The sequence below is a fragment of the Pseudomonas sp. Cab53 genome (assembly GCF_018325965.1).
Lineage (GTDB): Bacteria > Pseudomonadota > Gammaproteobacteria > Pseudomonadales > Pseudomonadaceae > Aquipseudomonas > Aquipseudomonas chlororaphis_E.
Map to the genome: position 1 here is coordinate 3,302,183 of NZ_AP021902.1, position 20,975 is coordinate 3,323,157.

Genomic DNA, 20,975 nt, shown 5'->3' on the forward strand with positions numbered 1-20,975 from the left:
GGGCGGCAGGCTTTGGGGGCGGACCGGGTTGGCCTGCTCCGCAAAATCCCCTAGCCACAGGTCCGTACCCTGCGTCACCCGTGGCGAGGGAGCTTGCTCCCGCTGGGCTGCGCAGCAGACCCAAAAGTGCTGGCCCCGCGCGCTATCTGAATGACTGCATCAAAATCCAAGGGGGCCGCTTCGCGGCCCAGCGGGAGCAAGCTCCCTCGCCACGGAAAAGCGGGGGTGGACCGGGTTGGTCTGCTCCGCACATGCTTGACCACAGGTCTGTACCGCGCGATTACACCGTGCGCGAATACTGGACCGTTCGATCCGCGCCCAGGTAGGCATCGAATGCCATGGCCACGTTGCGCATCATCAATTGCCCCTGGGGCAGCAGTACCAGGGCGTCGTGGTGAATTTCCAGCAAGCCGTCGCCGACCAGTTCCTGGAGCGCGGCCAGGGCCTCGGCGAAGTAGGTGTTGAAACAAATGCCGTGTGCCGCCTCGATCCGGGCGAAGGCGATGCGTCCGTGGCACATCAGTTCACTGATGATCTCGCGCCGCAGAAGGTCGTCAGCGCTCAGTCGGTAGCCCCTCTGCACCGCCAGCATGCCCTGGTCCAGGCGCGCGTAATACTGGGAGAGTTCCTTGACGTTCTGGTTGTAGCTATCCCCCACCTTGCCGATCGACGACACCCCCAGGCCAATCAAGTCGCAATCGGCATGGGTGGAGTAACCCTGGAAGTTGCGCTGCAGCGAACCCCTGGCGCGGGCGAGTACCAGTTCGTCGTCCGGCAGGGCGAAATGGTCCATGCCGATGTAGACATACCCGGCCTCGGTCAAGCGGTTGATGGTCAACTCCAGCAATTGCAGCTTGCGCTCGGGCGGGGGCATGTCTTCAGGACGGATCATCCGCTGGGCACGCACCCGGCTGGGCAGATGAGCGTAGCTGTAGGCGGCGATACGGTCGGGGCGCAGGGCGATGATCTTGCTCAAGGTCACGTCGAAACTGGCGATGGTCTGCAACGGCAGGCCGTAGATCAGGTCGACGCTGACCGACTTGAAGCGTGCGGCTCGCGCCGCCTCTACCAGCTCGGCCACTTGTGCCTCGCTTTGCACCCGGTTGACCGCGACCTGCACCTGGGCGTCGAAGTCCTGCACGCCAAAGCTCAGCCGATTGAAGCCCAACTGCCGCAGGCCCAGGACCTGCCCGGCATCGATCGTACGGGGGTCGACTTCGATGGAGAACTCATGGGCATCGCTGTCGTCCATGTCGAACGATTGGTGCAGGCAGTCCATCAGGTCCGCCAGTTGCTCGTGGGTCAGGTACGTCGGCGTGCCCCCGCCCAGATGCAATTGGGTCAGCTTGCGCGAGCGATCGAACAGCGCGGCCTGGAGGGCAATTTCGCGCTTGAGGTAGGTCAGGTACTCGGCCGCGCGAGGGGTCTTGCGGGTGATGATCTTGTGGCAGGCGCAGTAATAGCAAAGGCTCTGGCAGAACGGGATATGGATATACACCGACAACGCCTTGGGCTGCGGCGCCTGGTTGCTGCGCTGGGCGGCCTGGCGGTATTCGTCCATGGCAAACGCCTGGTGAAACTGCGGGGCGGTTGGATAGGAGGTGTAGCGCGGCCCCGGGCGGTCGTATTTTTCCACCAGGGCACGATTGAAACCGGATACGGCGTTCATGAAGGATTCAACTTTTCCAGGGCGTGTAGGCCCGCGTCATTCGGATCCGGGTCGAACAGATTGCAGATCGCGTCCACATTCAGGCGCCCGGCAGGCAGGATGCCGATAAAACGGCTGGTCAGTTCGATCAATCCCTTGTCGTGCAACGCCTCCAGCAACGGCCAGATGGACGCGAAGTACTCGCGAAACACCAGGCCAAAACGTGTTTCGATGGCCGGGATATCCAGCTCCAGGTCGCAGGCCAGTTGCTCGGTCACGGTCGCCTTGACCTGATCCTGCGCCTCACAGCGCCAGCCGCGATACACCGGCAGTTGCCCGGCGTCCAACTGCTGGCAGTAATGCAACAGGTTGTCGGTGTTCTGCACGTACAGATGCTCGATCTGCGTGACCGCCGACAACCCGAACCCCACGTGATCGCAACAGCCATGGCGGGTGAACCCCAGGCAATTGCGATGCAGGCGTCCATGCTCCTGGGCCACCGCCAGGTCATCGTCGGCCCGCACGAACTGACCCAGGCCGATGTAGTGATAACCGGCGCCGATCAGTTGCTCGCAACAGATGCGGCGCATGGCGTCCTTGTCGGCCGGGCTGCAATAGGCGCCGGCCACGCCGGTGCTTTTCGAGCGATAACGATACGGCGCGCGGCCATAGTCAAAGACGTGCAGCCGGTCCGGCTCCAGCTCGATCAGCGTCGCCAGCTTCAACGCAAAGCTTTGCGGCGTTTGCCAGGCATGGCCGTAACCGAGGTCAATGTTGATGGACCGAAAACCGAAGGTGCGCGCCGCATCGATCAGCGAATGGATCGGTGCCGGGTTCTGGTAGCAGTCGACGGACAGCTCGCTGTCGACGCCAATGTCGGGCACACCGATGCTGACATGGGTGAAACCCTGGTCACGGATCAGGCCCATGGTCGACCAGTCCGTGTGGTGCAGGTCCACCTCGATGCTGTGGTCGCCGCTGTCGTACTCGCAAAAGTCAAAGCGCTTGCGCAGGTCGCCCATCAGCCGTTGCAGATGGGCGATGACCGGAGTACCGCCGGTCAGGCAGAACGCCTCGACCCGTCGTCCTGCGCCCAGATGGCAACCCACCAGCCCCATCTCGTACGTCAGGCGTTGCAGGTAGCCGTCGATTTCGCCGCAGCGACAGTCGTGGGCCAGGGGTGAACACGAGGCCAGGCGCAAGCGCGACGGCAGGTGCACGGCCAGGGACAGCGGCCGACGTTTCTGGCGGCTGTTGCGCAGCCCCCTGAGCAGGTCGAGCGAACCGATGCCGGCGTGGAATTTTCGTGTAGCGACCGGACAGTCGAAATCTGCCACCACTGGGGCACGTCCCGAGGGTCGCTCACCGAGGGTATTGAACAAATCGAACATGGCAATCTCCGAATGGCGGCGCGAGCACAGTGTCCGCTGTAACCCGGCCGGCCACCTTGACTTGTATCAAGCGCCTGGAAACCAAGGCGCCGCGCCTACCAGCCGATGTAGAACATGCCCTTGGCCAGCAGCACGATCGTCACCATGTGCAGGAACACGCTGGTGTGGATGATGTGCACGTAGCGGGCATTCATCCGCCCGCGCCGGAACAGCCACATCGCCCAGAGAAAATGCCCCAGCACGCTGCCGGCCAGCAGGATCTTCAAACCCAGCAGCAAGCCGAAGGACGACTGCAAGGGCGACATCAGCGCCGGCCAGTAGCGCAACCAGACCATCGCGGCCCCCGCGCCGAACAGCACCAGCAACACCCAGGGCATCAACTGCCGCGCGCGCCGGCTGATGCCCTGCTCCAGCAGCACCATGACCTTGACGGGCAGTTGCTTGCGAATGCTTTCGAGAAACAGCACTTCGAAAAACACCGTGCCGATGAACACCAGCGCGGCGAACAGGTGCAAGGTCAGAAACAGCGGATAACTCATGCGGCCCCTCGGATGCGCTCGATGGTTTATTGCAGGCTACCGCGTGGGACGTGGGGGGTGGTTGATGCCAATCAAGTAAACCGCAATCGCTGCGGTGCCCTTTGGGAGTGGAGCAGGCTCGCTTCCAGCCAACAATGCATTGGGGTCAGACACTCAATCTGTGCTCCCAACCGATCACCCTGTGGGAGCGGGCTTGCCCGCGAAGGGGCCAGCAGCCACACCCCAAAATCATGCCCGCGCGTCAACAAAACGTTACACGTCGTTTTTCGAGTTCCGACCGTTGATCAGTTAGTCCAGATTTTTGACACTTGCCCGATGCGCGGTCACAACTTTCGCGCTCCGTTGGGTCTTAACTCGGTGGTCGCCGATGGAATATTGGCTCCTAACGAGGTTTTTAGCCTGATACGGAGATAAGCTCATGATTTTCAACGTACAAAATTTTGGCGCCAAAGGAGATGGCATCACTGACGACACGGCGGCGATACAAAGTGCGATTGATGCGGCGGCCGCCGCCGGGGTGGGCAGGTGTACATGCCCACCGGCACCTACATTGTCTCCGGCGGCGAGGAACCTTCCGACGGCTGCGTGATGCTCAAGAGCAATGTCTACCTGTACGGCGACGGCATGGGCGAGACCACCGTCAAGGTGGCCGACGGCTCCGACACCAAGATCACCGGGGTCATCCGCTCCGCCTATGGCGAGGAAACCCACGACTTCGGCGTCAGCAACCTCACCATCGACGGTAACCGCGACCACACCACCGGCAAGATCGACGGCTGGTTCAACGGCTACATTCCAGGCCAGGAAGGCTACGACTCCAACGTCACCCTCGACAGCGTCGAGATCAAGGATTGCTCCGGGTACGGTTTCGACCCCCACGAGCAGACCGTCAACATGGTCATCAAGAACAGCGTGTCCCACGGCAACGGCCTGGACGGCTTCGTTGCGGACTTCCTCAGCGACAGCACCTTCGAGAACAACGTCGCCTACGACAACGACCGCCACGGCTTCAACGTCGTCACCAGCACCCATGACTTCACCCTGACCAACAACGTCGCCTACAACAACGGCGGCAACGGCATCGTGGTGCAGCGCGGCAGCGAGAACATCCCCTCCCCGAGCAACATCACCATCACCGGGGGCGAGGTCTACGGCAATGGCGCCGAAGGCGTGCTGGTCAAACTGTCGAGCGATGTCAGCGTCAGCGGCGTCGACATCCACGACAATGCCAGCGCCGGGGTGCGCATCTACGGCAGCAACCACGTCGAGATCACCGACAACACGCTCAACAACAACTCCCTGGGCAGCCCGGTACCGGAAATCATCATCCAGTCCTACGACGACACCCAGGGTGTGTCCGGCAAATATTTCAACGGCAGCGACAACACCATCCAGGGCAACCTCATCAGCGGTAGCAATCAGTCGACCTACGGCGTTGCCGAGCGCAACGAAGACGGCACCGATCGCAACGCCATCATCGCCAACACCATCAGCCACACCAGCAAGGGGGCCACGCTGGTCTATGGCGATGGCAGCTACGTCAGCGCCACGGTTCCGATGACCACCGTACAAGGCACGGCGGGCAACGACACCTTGCAGGGCACCTCCGCCAGCGAGATTTTCTACGGCGGCGCGGGCAATGACATCATCAACGGCGCGGCCGGCAGCGACATCCTGGTGGGCGGTGCCGGCGTCGACAAGCTCACCGGCGGCACCGGCGCCGACACCTTCCGCTTCGTCGCCCAATCCGACAGCTACCGCAACGCGACCACCAGTTTCGACGACACCATCACCGACTTCGACGTCACCCAGGACAAGATCGACCTCGCCGGCCTTGGTTTCACCGGGCTGGGCAACGGCCGTGGCGGCACCCTGCAGATCAGCTACAGCGCCAGCAACGACCGCACCTACATCAAGGACTTCGACGCCGACGCCAGTGGCAACCGCTTCGAGCTGATCCTGTCGGGCAACCTTGCCAGCACCCTGACCGCCAGCAATTTCATCTTCAACCGAGTCGTCACCGGCACCAGCGGCAGCGACTCGTTGTTGGGCAGCGAGTCAGCCGACACGCTGCTCGGCCTGGCCGGCAACGACAGCCTCAGCGGCGGCGCGGGTGACGACAAGCTCGACGGCGGCGCCGGCATGGACACCCTCACCGGCGGGGCCGGGGCCGACACCTTCGTGTTCTCCAATCGCCTGGACAGCTACCGCAACTACAACACCGGCGGGGCCAACCTGGGCGACCTGATCACCGACTTCAACGTGGCGGCCGACAAGATCGACCTGTCCGCCCTGGGGTTCACCGGCCTGGGCGATGGCAAGAACAACACCGTGTACCTGGTGCTCAACAGTGCCGGCACCAAGACCTACATCAAGTCTTTGACGGCCGATGCCGACGGCAACCGCTTCGAAGTGGCACTGGACGGCAATTACCTCAACACGCTGACCAGCGCCAACTTTGTCTTTGCCAGCACGTCGCCGACCAACCAGGCTCCAGTGCTGGCCACGCCGCTGCTGGATCAGAGCGCCACCGAAAACACCGCGTTCAGCTACGTGGTGCCGGCCACCAGCTTCACCGACCCGGACAACGACAGCCTGAGCTACACCGCCAAGCTGGCCGATGGCAGCGCCCTGCCCAATTGGCTGACCTTCGACGCCGTCACCCGGACATTCAGCGGCACCCCCAGCGACACGGCGTCCGGTACCTACGCCATCCAGGTCACCGCGACCGATGGCAGCAACGCGGCGATCAGCGACACGTTCACCCTCGCCGTACAGGACGTGCCCGCCGCCCCGACGGTGATCAACGGCACACCGAACAACGACACCCTGACGGGCACCGCGGCCAACGAGCAACTGTTCGGCGGTGCGGGTAACGACACCCTCAACGGTGGCGCCGGCAACGACATCCTGGTGGGCGGCACCGGCGTCGACAAACTCACCGGCGGCGCCGGCGCCGATGTGTTCCGCTACACCTCCAAGCTCGACAGCTACCGCACCGGCTCTACCAGCGCCAGCGACCAGATCCTCGACTTCGATGTGGCGGCCGACAAGATCGAAGTCTCGGCGCTTGGCTACACCGGCTTGGGCAACGGTCTGAACGGCACGCTGCAAGTGACCTACAGCGCCTCGACCAACCGCACCTACCTCAAGGACCTCACCGTCGACGCCAACGGCAACCGCTTCGAGGTGTCGTTGGCGGGCAACCTGGTGAGCAGCCTGACGGCCAGTCACTTTGTCTTCGCCGACCAGAACACGCCCAGCAACGTGGCGCCGGTGGTCACCATCGCGCTGCTCGACCAGAACGCCACGGAGAACTCGCCGTTCAGCTACACCGTGGCCCACGACAGCTTCACCGACGCCAACCAGGACCTGCTGACCTACACCGCGACCCTGGCCGACGGCAGCGCCCTGCCCACCTGGCTGCATTTCAATGCCAGCAGCCTGAGCTTCACCGGCACGCCGACCAACACCGCGTCCGGCACCTACAACGTCCTGGTCAAGGCCACCGATCCGTCCGGGGCTTCGGTCAGCGACAGCTTTGCCCTCGCCGTGGCCGATGCACCGGCCAGCACCATCACCGGCACCAACAACGCCGAAACCCTCAACGGCACGGCGGCCGCCGACCTGATCCTCGGCCTGGGCGGCAACGACACGATCAAGGCCGGCACCGGCGCCGACATCGTCGATGGTGGTGCCGGACGCGACTCGCTGTACGGTGGCGACGGGGCCGATACGTTCCGCTACACCAATGTGCTCGACAGCTACCGCGACTACGACACCGGCGGCGTCACGGCCACCGACACGATCTATGATTTCACCGTCGGGGTCGACAAGATCGACGTGTCGAGCCTGGGTTTCCTCGGCCTGGGCGATGGCAGCAACAGCACGCTGTACATGACCCTGAACGAGGCCGGCGACAAGACCTACGTCAAGTCCGCCGAGGCCGACGCCGATGGCAATCGCTTCGAAATCGCCCTCAACGGCAACTACCTCAACACCCTGACCGCCAGTGATTTCGTCTTCGGCGAACGCGCCCAGCAAGACATCCTGTACCTGCCGACTCTCGGCCAGTCCAACGCGCGGCTGCTGCGCATGACCGAGGACGACGACCAGTCCGGCACTTCGATGCTGGTCAAGGACCTGGACCGCTACACCTCCTACGACGTGCGCAGCCAGTTCACCGATGCCGATGGCAACGGGATCGACATTGCCGTCGGCGGCAGCACGGTCAACGGCCTCTCGACCCTCGGCGCCGAGGAACTGAAGCTGTGCTGGTGGCTGACCGACACCAACCAGCCCGGTCCTGCGCTGTTGCGTGCGGTCACCTTGCTACGCGACCAGCTCAGCGAACTGCAATCGATCGACAACGTCACCATGGGCATTATCTGGGGCCAAGGCGAGGAAGCCGCCCAGGAAATCGCCCGTGCCACGGACAAGACAGCGGCGGCAGCAGCGTACAAGGCCGCAACCTTGAAGGTGTTCGACTACCTGCACGCGCAATTGGGCAACTTCAACGTGTACCTGATGGAGACCGGTCACTACGAGCAGGACGCGGCCCGGGCCCGTGGCTATTCGGAAGACAAGATCGCGTCCATCGTCGACGGGGTCGGCTACGTGCGCGCCGTCCAGGAAGCCATCGCCACCGAACGCGCCGACGTCAAGCTGGCGGTGGACTACACCGACCTGCCCTTGCGTTATGAAGTCGATCCGCTGGTGTACCCCGATGACGTCTGGCACTTGCACGAGGAGTCGGCGGAAATCGTCGGCCAGCGCCTGGCCGACTACATCGCCGATGACCTGGGTTTCCACGGCAACCCCAACGACAACAACAGCGTGCAGGCCATCTTCGACGGCGCGCAAAACGAAGGCGGGATGATCTCCGGGACCGACCAGGCCGATACCCTGGTGGGCAGCTCGGGCAACGACACCCTGGACGGAGACCTGGGCGCCGACACCCTCACCGGCGGGGATGGCAACGACATCTACGTGGTCGACAACGCGTTCGACAGCGTGATCGAAACCAACACCTCGGCCTCGCAGATCGACACGGTGAAGGCCTCGGTCAGTTGGACCCTGGGCGCCAACCTCGAAAACCTGGTGCTCACCGGCGTCTCGGACATCGACGGCACCGGCAACGAGCGGCGCAACTTCATCACCGGCAACGCCGCCCATAACGTGCTCGACGGCGCGGCCGGGGCCGACAGCATGAGCGGTGGCGACGGCAACGACACCTACTACGTCGACAACGCCAGCGACACCGTGATCGAAACCAACAGTGCCGCGTCCGGCGGGGTCGACAGCGTGCACAGCAGCCTGGCGAGCTACACCCTGGGCAACAACGTCGAGAACCTCTACATCGACAGCGCGGCAGACGCCAACGCTACCGGTAACGCCTTGGACAACACGCTGTTCGCCGGCGCCGGCAACAACGTGCTGGACGGGCGCGACGGCAATGACACGGTGTCGTACGAGCGCGCCCAGGCCGGCGTGACAGTCAACCTCTCGACCTCCGCGCAACAGGACACGCAGGGCTCCGGGCTCGACACCCTGAAGTTCATCGAGAACCTGACGGGCAGTGCCTACGCCGATACGCTGTCGGGCAACAGCGCCGGGAACATCCTCAACGGCGGTGCCGGCAACGACACCCTGGTGGGCGGTTCGGGCGACGATCGGCTGATCGGCGGCGCCGGCACCGACAACCTCACCGGCGGCACCGGCGCAGACACGTACGTCTTCGCCGCGCTGTCGGACATGGGCGTCGGGGCACTGCGCGATGTGATCAACGGCTTCAAGACGGCCGAGGGCGATCACCTGGACCTCACCGGCCTGGACGCCAACCCGCTGACGGCGACGATCGACGCCTTCACCTTCATCGGCAGCAACGCCTTCGACCCCACCAACGCCACCGGCCAACTGCGCTTTGCCGACGGCATCCTCTCCGGCAGCACCAACGCCGACGCCACTCCCGAGTTCGAGTTTGAACTGGTCGGCGTCAAGGAACTGCACGCCAGCGACTTCACCGCCTGAGTGAACCCAACCCTGTGGGAGCCCAGCTCCCACAGCGGCCCAGGCAATGCCCCCTGACAACCCACCACCCTCTTGCGAGAGCGAACTTGCTCGCGAAGACACCAGCCCATCCAAACTCCCCATCACCGACACCCCGCTTTCGCGGGCAAGCCCGCTCCCACACGAGGTTTGGCGTATACGTGAGCTGGTCTAATAGCACCGGACACCTCAATGGGTGAAACTACACTCATTGAGGAATATTCCATGACTAAGAAGTACAGAAAATTCGACGCCGAGTTCAAGCTGAAGGTCTGCAAGATGGTTGTTGATCAAGGTCTGAGCGTGAACTCGGTTTGTACCGATTTAGGCCTGAGCGATACCGCCGTGCGCCGCTGGGTTCAGCAGTATCAAACCGAGCAGTCGGGCGGTACGGGGATTGGCAAACCATTGACCAGCGACCAGCAGCGTATTCGCCAGCTTGAACAGCAAGTCCGCGAACTGAAGACGGATAATGACATATTAAAAAAAGCTACGGCCTTCTTTGCCCGCGAGTTGAAGTGATCCACCAGTTGGTTCACCAAGTCCAATGCAAGGCCTACCCGGTGGCGCGTATCTGCCGGGTGTTGCGGATCAGTCGTTCGGGGTTTTACGAAGCTCGTCAGCGGCGTTTGAAGCCAAAACCTGTGTGCTCGGTTTCCGCTCAGCTCAAGGCTGCCTTCGTGTCCAATGAACACTGTTATGGCAGCCGTCGTTTGGTGAAAGCGCTGCGTGACACTGGCGTCTCCGTTGGACGGAACAAGGTCCGCCGCCTGATGAAACAACAGGATTTGCGTCCGATTTGGAAGCGCAAGTTCGTTCATACCACTGACAGCAATCACAATTTTCCGGTGGCTGAGAACCTGCTCAATCGCCAGTTCAATCCCGAGCGCATCAACCAGTCGTGGGTCGCTGACATCACCTACATCCGTACCCGCAGCGGCTGGCTGTACCTGGCGGCCGTCATGGACCTGTACTCACGCAAAATCGTGGGCTGGGCCATGGCACCCCACATGCGAGCAGAGTTGGTATGCAGTGCGATGCAACTGGCCATCGCGCAGAGACAACCTGAACCGGGCTTGATCGCTCATTCGGATCGAGGCAGCCAGTATGCCGGTACGGATTACCAGAACTTGCTGACGCGACATGGAATGCGTTGCAGCATGAGTCGCAAGGGCAACTGCTGGGACAATGCGGTCATGGAGCGCTTCTTCTTGAATCTGAAGATGGAGCGTGTTTGGCGCAAGGATTACGCCAACCATGGCGAAGCGATCAAAGACATCACGGACTACATCGTGCGGTTCTATAACGGAAGGCGAATCCATTCATCCTTGGGCTATTTGCCGCCCAATCAGTATGAGCGGCAAGCAGCCTGAAAAACACCGATTGAGGTGTCCGGAAAAAATTGACCACCTCAACGCAGCCTTTGCATACACCGCCTAATCCTGTGGGAGCGGGCTTGCCCGCGAAGACGTCGGCACATTCAACATCTGCATAACAGACACACCGCTTTCGCGAGCAAATCCGCTCCCACACAGGATTTGGGGTGTACTCTGCCTTTGCATGCACCAGCAAGATCTGTGGGAGCGGGCTTGCCCGCGAAGACGTCGGCACATCGAACATCTGCATGACAGACACACCGCTTTCGCGGGCAAGCCCGCTCCCACACGGGATTTGGGGTATTCGCAGCCTTTGCATGCACCAGCAAGATCTGTGGGAGCGGGCTTGCCCGCGAAGACGGCGGCACATCCAACATATTCATAACAGACACACCGCTTTCGCGGGCAAGCCCGCTCCCACCGTCCAAGTACGTGCTGTGCCGATTTCGTCATCGCTCGTGAATAAATCCATCAAGCCGGCACCCACCCCCGCAGGCGACGCTTGTGTTCAATCCATTGAACGGACGCGGCCCTCATGAAACGCATCACCGTGATCGACTCCCACACCGGCGGCGAGCCAACGCGCCTGGTCACCGGCGGTTTTCCCGACCTGGGCCGGGGCAGCATGGCCGAGCGCCGGCAGCGCCTGGCCGAGCAGCACGATGCCTGGCGCAGCACCTGTGTGCTGGAGCCGCGCGGCAGCGATGTGCTGGTGGGGGCGTTGTTGTGTGAACCGGTGGACCCGGACGCCTGTGCCGGGGTGATCTTCTTCAACAACAGCGGCTACCTGGGCATGTGCGGCCACGGCACCATCGGTCTGGTGGCGTCACTGGCGCACCTGGGCAGGATCGGCCCCGGCGTGCACAGCATCGAGACCCCAGTGGGCACCGTCCAGGCCACGTTGCATGAAGATCGCTCGGTCAGCGTGCGCAACGTACCGGCCTACCGCTACCGCAAAGCGCTGCGCCTGGAAGTGCCCGGCATCGGCCCGGTGGTGGGTGACGTGGCCTGGGGCGGCAACTGGTTCTTCCTGATGGCCGACCACGGCCAGCGAGTGGCCAGCGACAACCTCGACGGGTTGACCGCCTACACCTATGCCGTCCAGCAGGCCCTGGAGCAGCAAGGTTTTCGAGGCGAAGACGGCGGCCTGATCGATCACATCGAGCTGTTCGCCGACGACCCTCGCGCCGACAGCCGCAACTTCGTGCTCTGCCCCGGCAAGGCCTATGACCGCTCCCCGTGCGGCACCGGTACCAGCGCCAAGCTGGCGTGCCTGGCGGCGGACGGAAAACTGCAACCAGGACAGCTCTGGCGCCAGGCCAGCGTGATCGGCAGCGAATTCGAAGGGTCTTATGAGCCCGCCGGCGAGCGTATCGTGCCGACCATTCGCGGCCGGGCGCACATCAGCGCCGAAAGCACGCTGATCATCGAGCCGGACGACCCGTTCGCCTGGGGCATCCGTTCGTGAGCGAACACCCGGTCGCCGACGTGATCGTCATCGGCGCCGGCATCATCGGCGCCGCCTGCGCGCGCTCATTGGCCCAGCGTGGCTTGCAGGTGCTGGTAATGGACGCCGGCTGGCATGGCGCCACGGCGGCGGGCATGGGCCACCTGCTGGTGCTCGATGACAACCCAGCGGAACTGGCCCTCAGCCAATACTCCCTGCAACGTTGGCGCGAACTGGCCCCCGCCCTGCCCGCTGCCTGCGCCTGGCGCAACAACGGCACCCTGTGGCTGGCGGCCAATGCCGAGGAAATGGCGGTGGCCGACGGCAAGTACCTCAACCTGCTGGCCCACGGCGAGGCGTGCGAATTGATCGGCCGCACAGCACTGCGCCAGCGCGAACCCGAACTGCGCGAAGGCTTGGAAGGCGGGTTGCTGATCAAGGGTGACGGGATCCTGTATGCGCCGGCCGCCGCGCGCTGGATGCTCGAAACCGCCAACATTCGCCAACAGCGCGCCCAGGTCAGCGAAGTCGATGGCCACCGCGTGCGCCTCGCCGACGGACGCTGGTTGAGCGCTGAAGCGGTGGTCCTCGCCAATGGCATCCAGGCCACGCAACTGTGCCCGGAACTGCCCATCGAGCCGAAGAAAGGCCACCTGCTGATCACCGATCGCTGCCCCAACCGCGTGTCCCACACGCTGGTGGAACTGGGCTACGTCACCAGCGCCCACACGGCCAGCGGCCCTTCGGTGGCGTGCAACATCCAGCCCCGGCCGACCGGCCAACTGTTCATCGGCGCCTCCCGGCAGTTCGGCACCGTCGACCCACAGGTCGAAGGCTGGATGCTGGCGAAGATGCTCAAGCGCGCCACCGACTACCTGCCAGGGCTGGCCCAGCTCAACGGCATCCGCGCCTGGACCGGCTTTCGCGCCGCCAGCCCCGATGGCCTGCCGCTGGTGGGCCAGCATCCGCAACGCAAGGGCCTGTGGCTGGCGGTCGGGCACGAAGGGTTGGGCGTAACGACCGCGCCTGCCACCGCCGACCTGCTGGTGGCACAGCTGTTCAACGAAACCTCGCCCCTGGCCCCGCAGGCCTACTTGCCACAGCGATTCCTCGGCGAGCCTACCCATGTCTGAAGCACACGGGTACCTCAGAATCCATTCAACTGAAGGTCTCAGCCCCATGCCTGAACTCCTCCTCGACGGCCACCCACTCTCGGTCGCCAGCGGCACCAGCGTCGCGGCGGCGCTGGCGTTGGGCTCCGACGGTTGCAGCCGCACCTCAATCAGTGGCCAGCGACGCGCGCCGCTGTGCGGCATGGGCATCTGCCAGGAATGCCGGGTGATGATCGACGGCCGGCAGCGCCTGGCGTGCCAGACCGTGTGCCGCGATGGCATGCACGTGCGGACCCGCCCATGAACGAGCTCACCGACCTGCTGATCATCGGGGCCGGCCCCGCCGGCATGGGCGCGGCGCTGGCGGCGGCCAGCAGCGGCATGCGCATCGTGGTACTGGACGACAACCCGCTGCCCGGCGGGCAGATCTGGCGCGACGGCCCCCAGGCCAACCTGCCCACCGAGGCGCGGCGCCTGCGCGAGCAACTGCAAGCCTGTGACAACGTGCAGTGCTACCCCGGCACTCGGGTGATCGCCTGCGCCGCCGACAAGACCCTGCTGGTGGAAGATACCGAGCGCGGCTGGTCCATCAGCTATGACCGCCTGATCCTCTGCACCGGCGCTCGTGAACTGCTGCTGCCCTTCCCCGGCTGGACACTCCCCGGCGTGACGGGCGCCGGAGGCTTGCAGGCATTGATCAAGGGCGGCTTGCCGGTGCGTGGCGAACGCCTGGTGATCGCCGGCAGCGGTCCGTTGTTGCTGGCCAGTGCCGCCACGGCGAAACATCAGGGCGCGCAGGTGCTGCGCATTGCCGAACAGGCCAACCGCGCCCGCGTGCTGGGTTTCGCCGCGCAATTGCCGCGTTGGCCAAACAAGTGGTTGCAGTCGTTCAGCCTGCTCGATGCCCACTACCGCACCGACAGTCATGTGCTGCAAGCCCTGGGTCGGGACCGCCTCGAAGGCGTGCGCCTGTTCCAGCAGGGCAAGACCGTGGAACTGGCCTGCGATCGGTTGGCCTGTGGCTTCGGCCTTGTTCCCAATGTCCAGCTCGGCCAGGCCTTGGGCTGCGGTGTGCAAGACCAGGCCCTGGCGGTCGACGCCTGGCAAGCCACCACCCGGCCCGGGTATTACGCCGCCGGTGAATGCACCGGGTTCGGCGGCAGCGAACTGGCGCAGGTGGAAGGCGCCATCGCCGGTTTTGCGGCGGTTGGCAACAGCGCCGCGGCCCAGCGACTCTGGCCGCGCCGGGCACGCTGGCAGGCGTTCGCCCGGGCATTGAATCGCGCTTTCGCCCTCGATGCCCGACTCAAGACCCTGGCTCGCCCCGACACCCTGGTCTGTCGCTGCGAAGACGTCCCCTACGCTGACCTGCTCGGCCACGAAAACTGGCGCGAAGCGAAACTGGCCAGCCGCTGCGGCATGGGCGCCTGCCAAGGCCGGGTGTGCGGCGCCGCGCTGGAGCATCTGTTTGGCTGGACACCGCCCACGCCTCGCCCACCGTTCAGCCCGGCGCGGATCGAAACGCTGCTGGCGCTGGGAGAAAACGCCCCCACCTGACACCAGACGGCGTGTCGGGCGAGCTTGATCGCCAATGGGGTGGGTCAGCGCGTCCAGGGAGGCAGGAGTAGCGTCTTCGCGAGCAAGCTCGCTCCCACAGGGCTTGGAGTGCAGCCGGACCAGCCTGCTCGCGAAGGCTACGTGACAAGCACCCCATTTCCATCCGACACTCCCGACACACACAAGCCCGCTCTGAAAAAGGCGTCGCTGAACCATGTACCCCTCGCTCAACAGCTTCACCCCCTGCGAGCTGGAAACCCTGCTGGGTAGCCTGCACCCCATCGCGCCGCTGCTGGACACCCTCGCCGACGTGGTGTTCTTCATCAAGGACCGCGAGGCCCGCTACGCCTTCGTCAACCAGACACTGGCCCGGCGCTGCGGCTTCAAACGCAGCGCCGACCTGCTCGGGCTCACCGCCGAACAGGTGTTCCCCGAGCGTTTCGGCCCGCTGTACACCGAGCAGGACCGCAAGGTCCTGGCCAGCGGGCGCGAACTGGCCGACCAACTGGAGTTGCACCTGTACTACGGCAACCAGCCGGTGTGGTGCCTGACCCACAAACTGGCCTTGCGTGACCCGAACGGCAGGATCGTCGGCCTCGCCGGCATTTCCCGCGACTTGCAACTGCCGCAATCCAGCCATCCGGCCTTCCAGAAACTGGTGGCGGTGGATGCCCACATCAAGCGTCATTTCGCCCACCCCATCAGCCTGGCCGAACTGACGGCCATCGCCGGGTTGTCGGTGGCCCAGCTGGAGCGTCACTGCAAGCGCATCTTCCAACTCACGCCCCGGCAGATGATCCACAAGGCGCGCCTGGAAGAAGCGTCGCGGCTGTTACGTGAGCAGGACGTGCCGATCACTGAGATCGCCCTGCGTTGCGGTTACACCGATCACAGCGCCTTCAGCCGCCAGTTTCGCGCCCTGACCAGCCTGTCGCCGAGCCAGTTCCGGGAAAATCAGCACTGAGTCCTGTTCCTTTACGGGGCACAGTGCGGCGCGTTTGCTCCCATCTGTAACACCATCGGGCCTCCGCTGATCGCCTCCTTGTCAGCCACCTTTCCAGTCAAATGCCTCTAGACCGCTCCTCTTAACGCGTGCCCGCCTCCTGCCGGGAAATGGGCACGCCGCTTGCTTATTTAATATCGTATACGAAATCCTCAATACGATATTTCACCGCACTTATTCGACAGCGAGGCATATATGAAGAACCCTGCACTGGCCGTAGCCCTCAGCGTTGTCCTCACTCCCCTGTTCATCGCCCCGGCCCAGGCCGACAAACTCGACGACATCATCGGTTCCGGCAAACTGCGTTGCGCAGTGACCCTGGACTTCCCACCCATGGGTTTTCGCGACGAGAGCAACAAACCGGCAGGCTTCGACGTGGACTATTGCCAAGATTTGGCGAAAGTCCTGGGGGTAGACGCCGAAGTGGTGGAGACGCCGTTCCCGGACCGGATCCCGGCGCTCATTTCCGGGCGCGCCGACGTCATCGTCGCGTCCACCTCCGACACCCTGGAGCGGGCCAAGACCGTCGGCCTGACGGTGCCCTACTTCGCCTTCCAGATGGTGGTGCTGACCCGCGACAACACCGGCATCAACACCTTCGCCGACCTCAAGGGCAAGGCCGTCGGCAACACCAGCGGCACCTACGAAGCCATCGCCCTGGAAAAAGACCAGAAGAACTGGGGCAGCGGCAGCTTCCGCGCCTACCAGTCGCAGAACGACACGTTGCTGGCCGTCGCCCAAGGCCACATCGATGCAACGGTCGTGACCAACACCGTGGCGGCCGCGACCCTCAAGTCGGGTAAATACAAGAACCTGAAGATCGCCGGCGACGCGCCCTATGTCATCGACTACGTGTCCCTCGGCGCCAAGCGCAGCGAGTACGGCCTGCTCAACTACCTCAACCTGTTCGTCAACCAGCAGGTACGCACCGGTCGCTACAAGGAACTGTTCGTCAAATGGGTCGGCACCGATATCCCGCCGGCCAACCTGACCGTTCCCCAGGTCTACTACTGAGGATCGGGGCATGCCAAGCACGCCTGTGCGTGTCAAAGTCCGCAGCCTGGTGGAGGGTGCCGCCCAGGGCGCCCTGCTGTTCGCCGACGTCGGCCTGAGTTTCTGGGGGGCGTGGACCCGGCCAGCGGCGAGGTCATCGACCGCCACCATCCGTTGAGCGGCGAGCGCCTGGCCGGGCGCGTGCTGGCGATTCCCAGCGGGCGCGGCTCCTGCACCGGCAGCAGCGTGCTGATGGAGTTGATCAGCAACGACCACGCCCCCGCCGCCCTGGTGCTGGCCGAAGCGGATGAGATCCTGACCCTCGGTGTGCTGGTGGCGCAGGTGATTTTCCAGCGTTCTCTGCCAGTGGTATGCGTGGGCCATGAGGCATTCAATCGCCTTCGCGGCCAGGGTTTCGTGCGCGTTGAAGGTAACCGCCTGACCTTGTCCGGCCGACGCCCTCAGGATCATTGGCGTGCGATGGACGTGCCGTGGCAGTCACCCGCGCCAGTGTCCCTGGACCTCACCGAACAGGACCGGGCCCTGCTCGACGGCGCCCACGGCAAGGCCGCCCAGGTGGCGATGCAGATTGTCCTGCGCATGGCCGAGATCCAGGGCGCGACGCGCTTGCTGGACGTGACCCAGGCCCACATCGACGGTTGTATCTACACCGGCCCGGCCAGCCTGCGCTTTGCCGAACAACTGGTGCAATGGGGCGCCCGGGTACGCGTGCCCACCACCCTCAATTCGATTTCCGTGGACCAGCGCCACTGGCGGGAACTGGGCGTCGACCCGGCGCTCGGCGAACCCGCCAGCGCCTTGGGCGATGCCTACATGGCGATGGGCGCGCAGTTGAGCTTTACCTGCGCGCCCTACCTGCTGGACACGGCCCCCAAGGCTGGCGAGCAGATCGTCTGGGCCGAGTCCAACGCGGTGGTCTACGCCAACAGTGTGCTGGGCGCGCGAACCCAGAAATACCCGGATTTTCTCGACATCTGCATCGCCCTGTGTGGACGCGCTCCGTCGAGCGGTTGCCATCTCGACGACCAGCGCCTGGCCGGGCTGCTTGTCGACGTGCCGCAGCCGGCGCACATGGACGACAGTTTCTACCCGCTGCTGGGCTACCACATCGGTGCCCTGGCGGGCCGGCGCATTCCGTTGATCCGCGGCTTGGAACATGCCATGCCCAGCCTGGACGACCTGAAAGCCTTCGGTGCGGCATTCGCCACCACCAGCGCAGCACCGTTGTTCCACATCGCCGGGGTCACACCGGAAGCCCTCGACCCGAACGATGTGCTGGCGGCGGGTGCCCCGTTGCCGCTGGAAACAGTCGATATGGCTGGCCTGCTGGCCAGTTGGCGCGAGCTCAATAGCGCCCGAGACACGCGGGTGGACGTGGTGTCCCTGGGCAATCCGCACTTCTCCCTCAGCGAGTTCGCGGCGCTGGCGAGCCTCTGCGCCGGCCGGGTCAAGCACCCGGATGTGGTCCTGGCTATCACCTGTGGCCGGGCGGTACTGGAGCAGGCCCGCGACGCCGGGCACCTGGCCGTCATCGAGGCGTTCGGCGCGGTGCTGGTGACCGACACCTGCTGGTGCATGGTCGGCGAACCGCTGATCCCCGCCCACGCCACCACCCTGATGACCAACTCCGGCAAGTACGCCCATTACGCCCCCGGCCTGGTCGGACGCGGGGTGCACTTCGCCGGCCTGGCGCAGTGCGTCGAGGCGGCGTGCGCCGCCAGCGCCCCTGGCCAGCCGCCAGCCTGGCTGCACCCCATCGTCCGCACGGAGAGCCCCACCGATGTTTGACTACAGCTTCCAGTGGCGCCCGGCCTTGCGGGCCCTGCCCGACATGCTCGCCGGGGCCTGGGTGACATTCGAGACCGCGGCGCTGTCGATGATCTTCGGGGTGTTGATCGCCCTGGTCCTGACCGTGATGCGCCAGGCACGTCATCCGCTGCTGCGGGGCGTGGGCAACGGTTGGGTGTCCATCGCCCGCAACACGCCCTCGCTGTTCCAGATCTACATTCTGTACTTCGGCCTCGGCTCCCTCGGGCTGCACGTCAGTTCGTGGCTGGCCTTGCTGGCCGGGATCACCTTCAACAATGCCGGCTACCTGGCGGAAAACTTTCGCGGTGGCCTCAAGGCCGTGCCCGGCACGCAGATGCGCGCGGCTCGTTCCCTGGGGATGAGCGCCTTCCAGGCCTACCGGATGATCATCGTTCCGCAATTGCTGCGCATCGTGTTCTACCCGCTGACCAACCAGATGGTCTGGGCAGTACTGATGACCTCCCTTGGCGTGGTGGTCGGGCTGAACAACGACCTGACCGGCGTCACCCAGGAATACAACGTCAAGACGTTCCGCACCTTCGAATACTTCGCCCTCGCGGCCGTGCTGTATTACCTGATCGCCAAGCTGATCGTCGGCCTCGCCCGGCTGCTGTCCTGGCGCCTGTTCCGTTATTGAGGGCTCGTCATGTTTGCCACCAGCCTCACCGTCAACGACCTGCTGTTCCTGCTCGACGGCGCCTGGGTCACGCTGCAGTTGACCGCGTGGTCGATCCTGCTGGGCACCTTCGCCGGTTTGCTGTTCGGCTTGCTGCGAGCGCTGCTGCCCCGTGCCAGCCTACCGCTGGCCTGGGTGCTGGACGTGTTTCGCAGTGTGCCGTTGCTGATCCAGTTCGTGCTGTTCAACTCGCTCAAGAGCATCGTCGGCCTGGACCTCAGCGCCTTTGCGGTCGGCTGCATGGTGCTGGGGGTCTACGCCGCGGCCTATTTCACCGAGATCGTGCGCGGCGGCGTGCTGGCGGTGCCCCTGAGCACGCGGCGGGCCAGTCGTTCCCTGGGCCTGAGCTACCTGCAGGACCTGCGCTTCATTGTCCTGCCGATTGCCACGCGCGTGGCGTTTCCCGGCTGGCTGAACCTGGTGCTGGGGGTGATGAAAGACACCGCCCTGGTAATGTGGATCGGCATCGTCGAACTGCTGCGCGCCTCGCAAACCATCGTCACACGCATTCAAGAACCCCTGTTGGTGCTGTGCATCGCGGGCCTCATTTACTACGTCATGAGCCTGGTGGTCGCCCGCCTCGGCGCACGCCTGGAAAGAAGGTGGCAGGAAAATGATTGAGATTGAAAACGTGCACAAATCCTTTGGCGACCTGGAAGTGGTCAAGGGCGTGAGCCTCACCGTGAACAAGGGTGAAGTGGTGTCGATCATCGGCGGCTCGGGTTCCGGCAAGTCGACGCTGCTGATGTGCATCAACGGCCTGGAGCCGATCCAGAAGGGCAGCATCCGCGTGGACGGGGTGGAGGTCCATGACCGCGCCACCGACCTCAATCACTTGCGACAGAAGATCGGCATCGTCTTCCAGCAATGGAACGCCTTCCCCCACCTGACCGTGTTGGAGAACGTGATGCTGGCCCCGCGCAAGGTCCTGGGCAAGAGCAGGCAGGACGCCGAAGCCCTGGCGGTGAAACAGCTGGAGCACGTGGGCCTGGGGGACAAGCTCAAGGCGTTCCCGAGCAAACTGTCCGGCGGTCAGCAACAGCGCATGGCCATCGCCCGGGCCCTGGCAATGTCACCGCACTACATGCTCTTCGACGAAGCCACCTCGGCTCTCGACCCGCAACTGGTGGGCGAAGTGCTGGACACCATGCGCCTGCTCGCCGAGGACGGCATGACCATGGTGCTGGTGACCCACGAGATCCGCTTCGCCCGGGACGTGTCCGACCGCGTGGCGTTCTTCTGCAACGGCCGGGTCCACGAGATCGGGCCGCCGGACCAGGTGATCGGCAACCCAATGCAGCCGGAGACGGCGGCGTTTCTCCGGTCGGTGAAGTAGCCGGTGACGCCTTCGCGGG

15 protein-coding genes and 1 pseudogene are annotated in these 20,975 nt (G+C 64.3%); 13 read left to right on the forward strand and 3 right to left on the reverse strand.

Going from position 1 to position 20,975, the window contains the following annotated elements:
* Nucleotides 1-280: 280 nt before the first annotated feature.
* From hemN to KI241_RS14360, 3 genes are all read right to left on the reverse strand, one after another.
* The gene (gene hemN, locus KI241_RS14350; RefSeq protein ID WP_042729829.1) at nt 281-1,669 is read right to left on the reverse strand and encodes an oxygen-independent coproporphyrinogen III oxidase; all 1,389 of its coding nucleotides are present in this window, start codon (nt 1,667-1,669) and stop codon (nt 281-283) included.
* Nucleotides 1,666-3,039, reverse strand: coding sequence for a hypothetical protein (locus tag KI241_RS14355; protein ID WP_047737906.1), 1,374 nt, complete (start codon nt 3,037-3,039; stop codon nt 1,666-1,668). The genes hemN and KI241_RS14355 overlap by 4 nt, the downstream gene beginning before the upstream one ends.
* A 95-nt stretch (nt 3,040-3,134) precedes the next feature.
* Nucleotides 3,135-3,578 (reverse strand): membrane protein, encoded by a 444-nt coding sequence (locus KI241_RS14360; protein ID WP_047737903.1) that lies wholly within the window; start codon nt 3,576-3,578, stop codon nt 3,135-3,137.
* A gap of 418 nt (nt 3,579-3,996) precedes the next feature.
* On the opposite strand from KI241_RS14360, the gene KI241_RS27825 reads away from it, so the two are divergent.
* The 13 genes and pseudogenes from KI241_RS27825 (at nt 3,997) to KI241_RS14420 (ending at nt 20,956) form a co-directional block, all read left to right on the forward strand.
* Nucleotides 3,997-4,167, forward strand: a complete 171-nt coding sequence (locus tag KI241_RS27825) for a glycosyl hydrolase family 28-related protein (RefSeq protein WP_280529447.1) — start codon at nt 3,997-3,999, stop codon at nt 4,165-4,167.
* Nucleotides 4,168-4,202: 35 nt separating this feature from the next.
* Nucleotides 4,203-9,608 (forward strand): putative Ig domain-containing protein, encoded by a 5,406-nt coding sequence (locus tag KI241_RS14365; protein WP_244868295.1) that lies wholly within the window; start codon nt 4,203-4,205, stop codon nt 9,606-9,608.
* A gap of 243 nt (nt 9,609-9,851) precedes the next feature.
* Nucleotides 9,852-10,999, forward strand: a protein-coding gene (locus tag KI241_RS14370) for an IS3 family transposase (protein WP_144419424.1) whose coding sequence is annotated in 2 segments (ribosomal slippage) — nt 9,852-10,107 and nt 10,107-10,999 — 1,149 coding nt in all. Because the reading frame shifts where the segments join, the coding sequence is not laid out codon by codon here.
* 538 nt (nt 11,000-11,537) lie between these two features.
* Nucleotides 11,538-12,470 carry a 4-hydroxyproline epimerase gene (locus KI241_RS14375; RefSeq protein ID WP_123579122.1) on the forward strand — a complete coding sequence of 311 codons (933 nt, stop codon included), beginning with the start codon at nt 11,538-11,540 and terminating at the stop codon, nt 12,468-12,470.
* Nucleotides 12,467-13,582 carry an FAD-dependent oxidoreductase gene (locus KI241_RS14380; protein ID WP_123579123.1) on the forward strand — a complete coding sequence of 372 codons (1,116 nt, stop codon included), beginning with the start codon at nt 12,467-12,469 and terminating at the stop codon, nt 13,580-13,582. The genes KI241_RS14375 and KI241_RS14380 overlap by 4 nt, the downstream gene beginning before the upstream one ends.
* Before the next feature lie 46 nt (nt 13,583-13,628).
* Nucleotides 13,629-13,865: a 2Fe-2S iron-sulfur cluster-binding protein gene (locus KI241_RS14385; RefSeq protein WP_042729823.1), complete on the forward strand. Its 237-nt coding sequence runs from the start codon at nt 13,629-13,631 to the stop codon at nt 13,863-13,865.
* Nucleotides 13,862-15,118, forward strand: a complete 1,257-nt coding sequence (locus KI241_RS14390) for an FAD/NAD(P)-binding oxidoreductase (protein WP_042729822.1) — start codon at nt 13,862-13,864, stop codon at nt 15,116-15,118. Before KI241_RS14385 ends, KI241_RS14390 begins: the two co-directional genes overlap by 4 nt.
* A gap of 214 nt (nt 15,119-15,332) precedes the next feature.
* Nucleotides 15,333-16,082 carry an AraC family transcriptional regulator gene (locus KI241_RS14395; protein WP_212802630.1) on the forward strand — a complete coding sequence of 250 codons (750 nt, stop codon included), beginning with the start codon at nt 15,333-15,335 and terminating at the stop codon, nt 16,080-16,082.
* Nucleotides 16,083-16,316: 234 nt separating this feature from the next.
* On the forward strand, nt 16,317-17,135 hold the full coding sequence (locus KI241_RS14400; RefSeq protein WP_047737892.1) for a transporter substrate-binding domain-containing protein: 819 nt from the start codon (nt 16,317-16,319) through the stop codon (nt 17,133-17,135).
* 10 nt (nt 17,136-17,145) lie between these two features.
* Nucleotides 17,146-18,923: pseudogene (locus tag KI241_RS14405) on the forward strand (aconitase family protein).
* Nucleotides 18,916-19,581, forward strand: coding sequence for an amino acid ABC transporter permease (locus KI241_RS14410; RefSeq protein WP_042729818.1), 666 nt, complete (start codon nt 18,916-18,918; stop codon nt 19,579-19,581). The pseudogene KI241_RS14405 and the gene KI241_RS14410 overlap by 8 nt, the downstream one beginning before the upstream one ends.
* A gap of 9 nt (nt 19,582-19,590) precedes the next feature.
* Complete coding sequence (locus KI241_RS14415; protein ID WP_047737887.1) at nt 19,591-20,241, forward strand: amino acid ABC transporter permease; 651 nt, start codon at nt 19,591-19,593, stop codon at nt 20,239-20,241.
* On the forward strand, nt 20,234-20,956 hold the full coding sequence (locus KI241_RS14420; protein ID WP_123579126.1) for an amino acid ABC transporter ATP-binding protein: 723 nt from the start codon (nt 20,234-20,236) through the stop codon (nt 20,954-20,956). Before KI241_RS14415 ends, KI241_RS14420 begins: the two co-directional genes overlap by 8 nt.
* Nucleotides 20,957-20,975 lie beyond the last annotated feature (19 nt).